This window comes from Mycobacterium novum (assembly GCF_010726505.1).
Lineage (GTDB): Bacteria > Actinomycetota > Actinomycetes > Mycobacteriales > Mycobacteriaceae > Mycobacterium > Mycobacterium algericum.
Map to the genome: position 1 here is coordinate 4202840 of NZ_AP022562.1, position 11915 is coordinate 4214754.

At 67.1% G+C, this 11915-nt stretch carries 8 protein-coding genes and 1 pseudogene; 6 read left to right on the top strand and 3 right to left on the bottom strand.

Annotated features, from left to right (window positions below; translation table 11 throughout):
* Positions 1 to 567, bottom strand: coding sequence for an isomerase (locus G6N19_RS19770; protein WP_193465491.1), 567 nt, complete (start codon positions 565 to 567; stop codon positions 1 to 3).
* Between the two features lie 107 nt (positions 568 to 674).
* On the opposite strand from G6N19_RS19770, the gene hrpA reads away from it, so the two are divergent.
* The 4 genes and pseudogenes from hrpA to G6N19_RS19790 all read left to right on the top strand — a co-directional run bounded on the left by hrpA (position 675) and on the right by G6N19_RS19790 (position 7612).
* Positions 675 to 4613 carry an ATP-dependent RNA helicase HrpA gene (gene hrpA / locus G6N19_RS19775; protein ID WP_193465492.1) on the top strand — a complete coding sequence of 1313 codons (3939 nt, stop codon included), beginning with the start codon at positions 675 to 677 and terminating at the stop codon, positions 4611 to 4613.
* A gap of 38 nt (positions 4614 to 4651) precedes the next feature.
* Positions 4652 to 5743, top strand: coding sequence for an aminoglycoside phosphotransferase family protein (locus tag G6N19_RS19780; protein WP_013829006.1), 1092 nt, complete (start codon positions 4652 to 4654; stop codon positions 5741 to 5743).
* 9 nt (positions 5744 to 5752) lie between these two features.
* Complete coding sequence (locus tag G6N19_RS19785) at positions 5753 to 6865, top strand: hypothetical protein (RefSeq protein ID WP_193465493.1); 1113 nt, start codon at positions 5753 to 5755, stop codon at positions 6863 to 6865.
* A gap of 79 nt (positions 6866 to 6944) precedes the next feature.
* Positions 6945 to 7612: pseudogene (locus G6N19_RS19790) on the top strand (cyclase family protein).
* A gap of 37 nt (positions 7613 to 7649) precedes the next feature.
* Here G6N19_RS19790 and G6N19_RS19795 read toward each other — a convergent pair.
* Entirely contained in the window at positions 7650 to 8951 is a 1302-nt protein-coding gene (locus G6N19_RS19795) for a hypothetical protein (RefSeq protein WP_193465494.1), read from the bottom strand.
* A gap of 677 nt (positions 8952 to 9628) precedes the next feature.
* Here G6N19_RS19795 and G6N19_RS19800 point away from each other — a divergent pair.
* A complete protein-coding gene (locus tag G6N19_RS19800; protein ID WP_193465495.1) occupies positions 9629 to 10129 on the top strand; it encodes a macro domain-containing protein in 501 nt (166 codons plus the stop codon).
* A 390-nt stretch (positions 10130 to 10519) separates the two neighbouring features.
* Here G6N19_RS19800 and G6N19_RS19805 read toward each other — a convergent pair whose 3' ends face one another.
* Positions 10520 to 11500 (bottom strand): GlxA family transcriptional regulator, encoded by a 981-nt coding sequence (locus G6N19_RS19805; protein WP_332101760.1) that lies wholly within the window; start codon positions 11498 to 11500, stop codon positions 10520 to 10522.
* Positions 11501 to 11567: 67 nt separating this feature from the next.
* On the opposite strand from G6N19_RS19805, the gene G6N19_RS19810 reads away from it, so the two are divergent.
* A complete protein-coding gene (locus tag G6N19_RS19810; RefSeq protein ID WP_193465496.1) occupies positions 11568 to 11831 on the top strand; it encodes a hypothetical protein in 264 nt (87 codons plus the stop codon).
* Positions 11832 to 11915: the final 84 nt, after the last annotated feature.

An 11915-nucleotide genomic window follows, 5' to 3' on the forward strand; every position in this document is an offset into this window, starting at 1 on the left:
CTAACGACGCCGCTGCCGGCGAACGAGCTTGATGAACTCCACCGTCGATCTGCGCACCGACTCGAATTCCAACGACAGCAGCAATGTGTCGACCATCGCGAAGGGCAGCGTTGTTGCCACGGCACCGCGGCCGTACTCGATGTGCCAGGAGTTGGGCGCGATGGTGAGGCCCCGGGCGCGGCCCCTCTCGAGGCAGGTGTGCTCACCGGGTAGCAACGTCATCGGCTCAGCGTCGTCGGATTCGAGGTCGTAGGAGTCGATCCGTCCGGCCAGCAGGAATTTGTGAATGTCCACGCGCTTGTAGCGCCCCGAAAACCCCTGGGTGCCGGTGGGGGAGCCGAAGATGACGACGTACTCCCGCGGGCTGAAGTAAAGAAAGCGGACCTTGCCCAGGATGCCGCCGGCCTTGCTGCCGACCCAACGACCTGCCGTCGGATCGATCAGGTCCGGATACTCCTCCGCGAGCAACACGACGGCCCGCGTGACCGCTTCGTCACGCACCGCTGACTCGGCAACGACCTGTTTGGCGACCCTGTGCAAGGTCTCCGGGTCGATCTTGTATGCCATCGTTCGAACACTAGCGACACAGCAGTGCCACCGCCCCCGGATCGGTACTGACCGGTACCTACGGTTGGCCGGTGGTCGGCGGTCCTACGACCTCTATCCTCGGCGGAGTGCCCGAGCCCTCCGTAGCAGCCTTGCGCAGCCGGCTCGACGGCCTGACCATTCGCGACGCCGCGCATTTCGGCAGGCGCCTCAAGCAGCTGCGTGATGGCCAGTCGCAGCAGCTGCGGCAACTGGCGGAGCAGCTCACCGCCGCCGAAGCAGTCCTCGCCGCGAGACGCGCCGCCGTACCGGCGATCAGCTATCCCGACCTGCCGGTCAGCGATCGGCGTGACGAGATCGCCGCGGCGATCCGGGCGCACCAAGTGGTGGTGGTGGCCGGGGCGACCGGGTCGGGCAAGACGACGCAGCTCCCGAAGATCTGCCTCGAGCTCGGCCGGGGCATCCGCGGCATGATCGGCCACACCCAGCCGCGTCGGCTCGCCGCGCGCACGGTCGCTCAGCGCATCGCCGACGAGCTCGACACCCCGCTCGGCGACGCCGTCGGTTACAGCGTGCGGTTCACCGACCGGGTCAGCGACCGCACGTGCGTCAAGCTGATGACCGACGGCATCCTGCTCGCCGAGATCCAGCGGGACCGGCGGTTGCTGCGCTACGACACGGTGATTCTCGACGAGGCCCACGAACGCAGCCTCAACATCGACTTCCTGCTGGGCTACCTGCGTCAGTTGCTGCCCCGACGGCCCGATCTGAAGCTGATCATCACCTCGGCGACCATCGAGCCGCAGCGCTTCGCGGCGCACTTCGGGGGCGGGACGCCCATCATCGAGGTGTCCGGCCGGACCTATCCGGTGGAGATCCGTTACCGCCCACTGGAAGTGGCGGTCACCACGAGTGCCGACGACGACCCCGACGATCCCGACCGGGAGATCGTGCGCACCGAGATGCGCGACGAGATCGAGGCGATCATCGACGCGATCGGCGAGCTGACGGCTGAGCCGCCCGGCGACATCCTGGTCTTTTTGTCCGGTGAGCGCGAAATCCGCGATACCGCCGACGCATTGCAAGGACTGCGTCCAGGCGGCCACCCCCTTGAGGTATTGCCGCTGTATGCCCGGCTGCCGACCGCCGAACAACAGAAGGTGTTCGCCCGGCGCCCGGCATCCAACATCACCCGGCGAGTGGTGCTGGCGACCAATGTGGCCGAGACGTCGCTGACCGTGCCCGGCATCCGCTATGTCATCGACCCCGGCAACGCCCGAATCTCGCGCTACAGCAGGCGACTGAAGGTGCAGCGACTGCCCATCGAACCGATCTCGCAGGCGTCGGCCGCCCAGCGATCCGGCCGCTGCGGGCGCACCGCCCCGGGGGTATGCATCCGGCTGTACTCGCAAGCCGACTTCGAGGCCCGGCCCGCCTACACCGACCCCGAGGTGCTGCGCACCAATCTCGCCGCAGTGCTGCTGCAGATGGCGGCACTGCGGCTCGGCGAGGTGGCGGACTTCCCGTTCCTAGACCCACCGGATGCGCGCAGCATCCGCGACGGGGTGGCGCTGCTGGTCGAACTCGGCGCGTTCGACGCGAACGGGCAGATCACCGATCTGGGTCGCCGGTTGGCCCGGCTGCCCGTCGACCCGCGGCTGGGCCGGATGATCCTGGCCGCCGGCACCGAAGGCTGCGTTCGCGAGCTGCTGGTGGTGGCGGCGGCGCTGACGATCCCCGACCCGCGGGAACGCCCAACCGACCGGCAGGAGGCCGCCCGCGCCCAGCACGCTCGCTTTGCCGACGACGAGTCGGACTTCATGTCCTACCTGAATCTGTGGCGGTATCTCAATGAACAGCGAAAGACGCTGAGCGCCAGCGCGTTCCGGCGGATGTGCCGAAACGAGTTCCTGCATTATCTGCGAATCCGCGAGTGGCAGGATCTGGTGGGGCAGCTGCGTAGCGTCGCGCGGGATCTGGGCCTGGATGAGTCCGGGGTCGATGTCGACGAGCCGGCCGGCCGGGCCCGGGTGCACGCGGCGCTGCTGGCGGGGTTGCTGTCGCACGTGGGGATGCGTCGGGTGGACGGGCGCGACTATCTGGGGGCGCGCAACTCCCGGTTCGTGTTGGCGCCCGGATCGGTGCTGGCCAAACGACCGCCGCGGTGGGTGGTGGTGGCCGAGCTGGTCGAGACCAGCCGGCTCTACGGGCGCACCGCGGCGCGCATCCAGCCCGACGTCATCGAGCGGGTGGCGGGGGAGTTGGTGCAGCGCAGCTACAGCGAACCGCACTGGGATGCGCAGCGCGGTGAGGTGCTGGCCTACGAACGGGTGACGCTGTACGGGCTGCCGCTGGTGGCGCGGCGCCGGGTCGGCTATGCCCGGGTCGAGCCGACGCTGGCCCGCGAGCTGTTCATCCGGCACGCGCTGGTGGAGGACGACTGGCAGGGCCGCCACGGTTTTGTGGCCGACAACGCGCGGTTGCGGGCTGAGCTCGACGAGTTGCAGGACCGGGCCCGCCGTCGCGATCTGATCGTCGACGACGACGAGATCTACGCGTTCTACGACGCCCGGATACCGGCCGACGTCGTCTCCGCCCGGCACTTCGACGGCTGGTGGAAAAAGCAACGGCGTCAGACCCCCGACCTGTTGACGTTGAGCCGCGACGATCTGCTGCGTGCCGATGGCGCGGTTGTCGCCGGCCGGCCCGACAGCTGGCAGACCGGTGACGCCAGCCTGCCGCTGAGCTACCGGTTCGAGCCCGATGCCGCCGACGACGGCGTCACGGTGCACGTGCCGATCGATGTGCTGGCCCGGCTCGGCGGTGACGCCTTCACGTGGCAGGTGCCGGCACTACGCGAGGAGTTGGTGACCGCGCTGATCCGCTCGCTGCCCAAGGAGCTGCGGCGAAACTTCGTGCCCGCCCCCGACACCGCCCGCGCAGTGCTGCCCGCGCTCGACCCCGACGGCGGCTCCTTGCTGGCCGCGCTGCAACGCGAGCTGCGACGGCGCACCGGTGTCCTGGTGCCCATCGAGTCGTTCGATCTGAGCGGGCTGCCTGCCCATCTGCGGGTGACGTTCAGCATCGAAGCTGCCGACGGCTCGGAGTTGGCGCGCGGGGAGGACCTGGGCGCCCTGCAGGAGCGCTTCGCCGCGTCGGCGCGCGACGCGGTCGCCGGGGTGGTCGCCGGTGAGCTGCAGCGGAGCGGACTGCGCGACTGGCCCGCCGACCTCGAGGACCTGCCGCAGGTGGTTGAGCACGTGGTCAGCGGGCGGGTGGTCCGCGGCTATCCGGCGTACGTCGACACCGGTACCGCCACCGACCTACGAGTCTTTGCCACCGCCGGCGAACAGGCCACGGCCATGACGGCCGGCATCCGACGGCTGCTGCGCTGCTGCGTCCCATCGCCCGTCAAAGCGATTGAGCGGCAGCTGGATCCGGGCACCCGGTTGGCATTGAAGGCCAACCCGGACGGGTCACTGACCGCCCTGCTCGATGACTGCGCCGACGCGGCAGTCGAGTCGCTGATGGACGGCCCGGTATGGACGCGCGAGGCGTTTTCCACGCTGCGGGCCGCGGTGGGCACGGCCCTGCCCGCGACGACGCAGGACATCGTGGTTCGCGTCGAAAAGCTGCTCGCCGCCGCCCGCGACGTCGATCTGCTGGTGCCCGCGCAGCCGCTGGCCGCCCACCGCGACGCCGTCGCCGATATTCGCGACCAGCTGCACCGGCTGTTGGCGCCCGGCTTCGTCGCCACCGCGGGGCGCGCACGCCTGACCGACATCACCCGCTATCTGGCCGCGATCCGGCGGCGCCTCGACCAGCTGCCGCACGCCAGCACCGCCGACCGGCAGCGGATGGACCAGGTACACGCCGTGCAGGACGCCTACGGCGAACTGCTCGCCGAATTGCCCCCGGCTCGGCGCACCGCCGCCGACGTGCGCGACATCGGTTGGCAGATCGAAGAACTGCGCGTCAGCCTGTGGGCTCAACAGCTCGGCACCCCGCGGCCGGTGAGTCAGCAGCGGATCTACCGGGCGATTGATGCCGCCGGCGGCTCCGATTGAGCTGTGGCCGGGACAGTCCTGCGGTTATGGTGCTAGCTGTGAGCACCGTCGCGATTCCGCCGCCGCTCGTCGACCGCCACGGCATGAGCGCAGAATGGTTCACCCAGGTGCTGCGGCACTGCGGCGCCCTTACCGACGCCACGGTGACCGCCGTGACCGCAGCGCCCATCGGCACCGGCCAGGTCGCAGACACGCTGGTGTTCACCCTCAGCTACGACCGGGCCGATTCGGGCGGGCCGGCCAGTGTGGTGGCCAAACTACCGGCCGACGACGCCAACAGCCGCCAGGCCGCCGTCATGCAGCGGCTCTACGAGCGTGAGGTGCGGTTCTACCAGAACCTGCGCGACCAGACCGCCGTGGCGACACCGGGCTACCTCTACAGCGACATCGACCCCGCCACAGGCCAGTTCGTGCTGCTCCTGGAGAACATGACCCCAGTGGCCGCGGTCGACCAGCTCAGTGGGTTCACCGTCGAGCACGCCCGCTGCGCGCTTGCCCAGGCGGCGGCATTGCACGCGCCGTTCTGGGGTCGCTCGGAGTTCGGCGACCACGACTGGCTCAACCACAGCCGCAACACCGCCGATATTCTCGCCGAGGTCGTTCCGCTGTTGATCGAGCAGTTCTGCGAACGGTACGCCACCCAACTGGGACCCGACATCACGGGGCGGATGCGCCGGCTCAGCGTCCACGCGCAACAACCCGCCGAACCGCAAGGCCCGATCACCGTCGTACACGGCGACTTCCGAACCGACAACATGCTCTTCGACGCGAAGGGTGGCGACGTGCCCGTGGCGGTGGTCGATTGGCAGACCGTCGACCGGGGCAACGGATTGATCGATGTGGCGTTCCTGCTCGGCACCGCATTGGATCCGGAACTTCGGGCGGCCCACGAGCAGGAACTGGTCCGCTCCTACTTCGACGCGCTCACCGCCGCCGGAGTGTCCGGCTACGACTGGACACAGTGCTGGAACGACTACCGACGTCAGGCGGCCTACGCGGTGTTCTTCCTGGCGCCGGCCGCCATGCTCGTCGAACGCACCGAGCGGGGCGACGCGATGTTCCTGACGATGATCCGCCGGGCATGCGCCCAGATCAGCGATCTGGGCACCGAGGCACTGCTGGACAGCTAGAGCACCGCCGTGTTGACACCGTTCGACGACTACCCCGTCCATCAGGCCCCGGTAGCACTGGCGCACGCCGGCAACGGCAACCCCGACCACTACGACAGGTTCTGGTTCAACGGCTACACCAAAGACTTCTATTTCGCTGTGGCACTGGGCATCTACCCGAACCGGGGCGTCATCGACGCCGCACTCAGTGTGGTCAGTGACGGGGTGCAGCGCTCGGTTTTCGCCTCCGGCCGTGCGCCGTTGGATCGCACCCAGACGGCGATCGGGCCCATCAGGATCGAGATCGTCGAACCGATGCGCATCAACCGTGTCGTCGTCGACGCACCCGAGTACGGGCTGGGCGCCGATATGACGTTCACGGCGCGCACCGCCGGGTACGAGGAACCCCGCCAGACCCGTTACGTGGGCACCCGGTTGGCCATCGACATGACACGTGCCTCCCAGCTGGGCCGGTGGGCGGGATCGCTGACGGTCGACGGGGCCACCAACGACTTCGACAACCAGACCGTCTACGGCACCAAGGACCGCTCCTGGGGTCTGCGTCCAGTGGGGCTACCGGCCTCGGCGGCGCCCGAACCGTCGGCGGGGCAGATATTTTTTCTCTGGGCCCCGTTGAATTTCGACGACGTCGCGCTGCACTACCTGACCTTCGAGGATCAGACCGGGGCCTCATGGGCTCAAAGCGGAGCCGTGCTGCCCATTCTGCGGCCCGGTGATCCGGTCTACGGTCCCCAGGACGGTGTCGAGCATGTCGATGTCAGTCACACGATCGATTGGGCGCCGGGGCTGCGCCGCTCTCGTGGGGCGCGCCTGGACTTCCGCCGCGGTGACGCCGCGGAAAGCGTTGAGCTACAGCCGTTGCTGACCTTCCGGATGAAGGGAGCAGGGTATTTCCATCCCCGGTGGTCGCACGGCCTGTGGCACGAGGAACTCGCCGTGGGTGGCGAGCAGACCCCGGTCTCAGAGCTCGACAACCTTGCACTGGACAACATTCATGTCCAGCAGGTCATGCGGGCGCGGTGGGGGGACCGCACCGGCATCGGGGTGCTCGAACAGCTGGTGATCGGGCCTCACGCCCCCAGCGGGTTCACCGGCCTGGTGGATGTGCCCGCGGTTGGGTGATCCGCCGTCCACTCGGCGTTTGTAGGACGTAGATTCGCCGGTGGAAGCTGCCGCGGTTGCGACGGTGAGAGGAGCTGCGATGTCTGATGACCTCGCCATCCTGCAGAGCTACATCGACCGCTGCTCCAACTGGGGCCGATGGGGAGCCGATGATCAGCTCGGCACCATCAATCTCATCACTCCGGAGAAGGTTCGCGAGGCCGCGGGATTGGTCAAAACCGGCAAGACCGTGCACAACTGGACGGCAAGAATCGTGACCCGCGGGGTGTTCGTCGACCTGGCCGCAGACCGCGGCGTCGAATCCCTCGAGCTCGGGTATGCGATCACCACCGATGATCTTGAGGAATACCTCGACGCCAAGGGTCTCGAAATCCGTTCCGGCGATGCACTGCTCATCCGGACCGGTTTCATGACCGCCCGTCGAGGTTGCTGGGGCGACTATGCCGGCGGCCCGTCACCCGGATTATCGTTGCACACCGCGCCGTGGCTGCATGACAGAGACATCGCGGCCGTCGCGACCGACACCTGGGGGATCGAGGTGCTGCCCAGCGAAATCGATTGCTGGGAGCCGCTGCACATCGTGTGTCTGGTGCACACCGGCCTGGCGTTCGGGGAGATCTTCGACCTCGATACGCTCTCGGCCGATTCGAGGGCCGACGGGGTGTACGAGTTCATGTTCGCCGCATCGCCGCTGCCGTTGAGCGGCGCATCCGGGGTAGTCCGGTCGCAGCGATGGCGATCAAGTAACGCACGTGGTTACCAGCCCGACCGCAAACGTGGGTTGTCAAAGGCCGGCCAGCAGTGCGCCGATGTCACGCGTCTGCCACAGGTTGAGCACGTTGACCAACTTCTGCAGCGGAGCGCGGACGCTTTCGTCGTGTTTGATCGGTGCGTCGTACCTGGTCATCGCCCGGGCTGATTCACCGAGGCGGGAGGAGATCAGTGCCGGCACGTCAAGCAGCCAACTGACCCCCATGATGCCGGCATAGATCAGGACCTGGCGGGTCAGTTCGCCCGGGTCGATCGGCGGGCCGCCCGCGGCGGCCAGCTCGGTGACGAACAGCGTCACCAGTGCATCGAAATGTTCATTCCATAAGGCGGTCTCGGCCGCCGACATCGCACCCCACAGCGCCATCGCCACATTCATCTGACTGACGCATCCCCAGTCCATCAAGCCACACTGCAGAACATCGTCGGCGTCACGCCAGAACCACGCGTTGTCGACGTTGGCGTTCCAATGGCACAGCGCGATGTGGTTCGGATCAGCTGCCAGGTGCCGCCACACCGCCGCTTCTGCCCGAGCGATCATAGGTACCTGTTCTGCGAAGCCCGAAAGGAAGTGCGGTGCGCGGACGCCGGCGGGGAACAGCCGGGGATGGGTGCTGGTGAAGTCGGTGAGACGTGCCAGCTGCCGCGCCAATCTGTTTTCGCTGAGGGGACGCCGCTCGCCGACACTGGCTGCCTGAAGGCCGACGGGGAAGTCGTCGATCGCACCGCCGGCGGCACCGCTGCGGTGCCAGCCGGCCAGCCTGGCCAGCGAGACCGTCACGGTCCGGTAGTGATCCAGCGGATCAGGCATCTCATAGTCCAGGCACTTGTGGTGTTGTTGCTCGATTCCGTTGTCACCAAACATGATCCGCTCGCTGATCAGCAGTCCGGTGCCGGACTCGCTGTGATAGTCGGCGAACAGCGTGGCGGGCACGGTGATCGGAAATCCGGGGGTGCGAGCCAACTCGGCAAAGCGAACTTCGGCCTTCATCTGTGTTCTGCCGGCATCACGAACGGGGTCATCGAGATCGCGGGAGAACTTCGCGAAAAGTTCGGTGGGCAGCTGCGGATCACGACCGGCGTACTCCACCGACAGCCGAGCCTTGCGGCCGGTGCTTCCGCCGCCGACCTCCGCGAACTCGGTGACGTTCGCTACCGCATTGTCTGCCGCCAGAGTTCCGTAGCTGCGCAGCGCACGGGTCAGATATCCGCTCCCACAGCTCAACAACTCTCCGGGACCGACCGGCAGCGCGATGCCGGTGTCATCGCCGGGAACCGCGGTACCAGCGGTGGCCGATACCGGGCGAGAAGGTGTCATGGCTACCAGATCTATTCCGTGGGGCGCAGCAACAGTATGTGGTTGACCGCGATGCGCGCCGACCGCGGGTGACCGAGAGTTCTCTTACTCTTCTTGCACCGAGCAAAATCAACCAGTCCATCGTTTCACACGGCGCCGTGGTGGCTGCTTCCTGTGCCTGCACAGGCAATGTCACGCACCGTGCTCGTGGCCTTCATTTCGTCACCGCGACTATTGGCGTCCACGCGTCCCCGGTGGAATTCGTGATTGCGACTCCGCCGGAGGGGGTAGTGCTAATGGATCGACATCCAGATCGGGGATCTGGACACTTCCGAGGAGGGAGGCAATCATGGGGAAGTTCGTTTTTCGCATGGCATGCGCCGCGGCCGTGGCGTTCGCACCGGGCGTGTATGTGACAGCGGTAGCGCCCGGCGTTGGCTCGGCTCAACCGCCTGATTGCGGTCCTGGCAATTTCTGGAACCCGGGCGCCAATGCCTGCCAGCCGTCAGCGCCGCCCAATTGCGGTCCTGGCAACTGGTGGAACCCAGGCGCCAATGCGTGTCAGCCGGTAGCCCCGCCGCCGCCGCAACGGTAAAGCGACGGCGTTGCAACATCGATGACGCTGAGCGTGACGGGTCCGCTGCGTTAGAGAGCGGATGGCGGCGCCCCGTCATGTTCACGCAGGCATACTGAGCAGCATGCCGACTATCACCGCGGTTTGCGGCGACATCACCGAGCAGCGGGGCGACGCCGTAGTCAATCCAGCCAACAGCGCTATGCGCGGCGGTGGCGGCGCGGATGGCGCGATCCATCGCGCCGGCGGCGCCGCCATTCTGCGCGACTGCATCAAGAGGTTCCCCAACGGGCTGGCCACCGGTGACGCGGGATGGACGACCGCAGGCGACCTGCCTGCCCGGTGGGTCATTCACACGGTCGGTCCGAATTTCAACGCCGGCCAGACAGACCGTTCACTGCTGGAGTCCTGCTACCGTCGGGCTTTGGAGGTTGCCGACGAACTTGGTGCGCGAGTCGTCGCCTTTCCGCTCATCAGCGCCGGCGCCTACGGCTGGCCGCAGCGAGATGCCATCGCCGCCGCCATCGAAACCATTGCCGCCGTCCACACTCGGGTCGACGAGGTGCGACTGGTGGCCTTCGACGCCGGGATGCACGAGCACGTACTGGCGCAGTTGGCTTTATGAACCCCGATCCGCATCTTGCAACGGGTTCAGGTCCTACCCCATGCGGCTACCACCGATTGCGCATTCTGCCGGGAATGAGTCCCTCCGGGATGTACTGGCGAGTCAAGATCACCGTGTGCGACAACCGGATCGCGATATGGCACGCCCGGATGCCGTCTTCCTCGACGCCGTAGCTCGATACTCGACAGGCGGGTTCAGCGAATTCGCCGGGGGCGGTGACCACCCCGGAGTGATCCGCGTGACTGTCGCCGGAAAGGGGCCGGTCTGCCCTCGAACGCCCGCGCCGAGAAGGCAATTCGAACTTTTGGTCACTTCCCGAGAGGTACGACGCATTCGGGCATCTGACCAGCGCAGCTGAGGAGCGTCGCAGTGATGCTGTCGCGGGCCGAGCTAGTCCTCAGCGGTGGTGAAGCGGCTGCGGTACGAGGTCGGGGTAGTGGCGTACCGCGCTACGAAGTTCTGGCGGAAGGTGACCGCGCTGGCGAAACCGCACGCTTTCGCTACCCGCGTGACTGGCCAGCTTGTGGCCTCGAGGAGGTGCCGTGCCTCATCGAGTCTGCGTGCGAGCACCCATCGCGCCGGACTCAGGCCTGTCGCCTCTCTGAAGCGTCTGGAGAAGTTGCGAGGGCTCATGGATGCATGGGCGGCCAAGGTCTCGACGTCGAGGCTGTCATCGAGATGCGCTAAGGCCCAGGTGATCGTCTCGCCGAGCGGGGTGGCGTCGGCATCAAGGATCGGCCGGTCGATGTATTGGGCTTGGTCCCCATCGCGGTGCGGTGCCACCACGAGGTGCCGGGCGATCGTTCGCGCTGCGTCTGACCCCAGCGCGGCACGGACGAGGTGGAGGCTGGCGTCGAGGGAGGATGCCGTACCCGCGGAGGTGAGCACATCGCCATGGTCCAGGTAGAGGGCGTCAGCTTCCAGATCGACATCGGGAAACTCCGTTGCGAAGCGACCGGCCGCTGCCCAGTGCGTCGTCGCGCGTCGACCGTCGAGCAGTCCTGTCGCCGCTACTGGAAATGCCCCTAGGCAGAAGCCTGCGATCCGGGCTCCTCGTCGGTGAGCAGAGACAACTCGATCCACCAAGTCAGTCCCTGGGTCAGGAAGGTCCAGCGGCCATGACGGAAACACGATGAGATCCGCTTCGTCGGTGACTTCAGGCCCGGCGAGATCGCCAAGGGTCGGCCCGTCGCACGTCGGGACGGGACCTGAATCCGAGGACCAGACATCGACGGACCACCCGGCATCGGAGTATTGGCGGACTACCTCACCGAAAACGAGAAGGGGAGCGGCGAGGTGGAAGGTGGTGATCCCTGGGAACGTGTGGATGGCTGCAGCGAAGGCTAGCGACATCCCGGTCGTGGTGGTCAAGCACGAGTTTCCGGCTGGAGCGCCGGTCTTCGCAGCCGGGTCACCGACCTGCGAGAACCATCCCATCGTGGCCAAATACGAGGCGGATGCGGACAACCGGATCACCAAGGTGATCTCCGACGCCACCGGCGCAGTCGACATCGCAAACGATGCCGGCTCCGCTAGTGCGCAACAGGTCCACGAAACACTGATGGCGCTCTTGCATTCGAACTGGGCGGCCGTCACTGGCACGAGTAGATGGAAGTCCGCCATCGCCACGGGGCACGCCCTGGACCGAAGCGACCTCGGCAGCTCGGCGGCAACGGGTCGTGCGGCCCACCAGGCCGGGTGAAGTCACCGCGAGCGAAGCGAAGATCAGACACATCGCCGGACCCACAAGTCCACGTGGCGAGCGCCAGAACGATGTTGGCGGATC

Coding starts and splice junctions, on each gene's coding strand:
- G6N19_RS19795 (WP_193465494.1), bottom strand. CDS start 8,951: ATGACACCTTCTCGCCCGGTATCGGCCACCGCTGGTACCGCGGTTCCC.
- G6N19_RS19770 (WP_193465491.1), bottom strand. CDS start 567: ATGGCATACAAGATCGACCCGGAGACCTTGCACAGGGTCGCCAAACAG.
- G6N19_RS19800 (WP_193465495.1), top strand. CDS start 9,629: ATGCCGACTATCACCGCGGTTTGCGGCGACATCACCGAGCAGCGGGGC.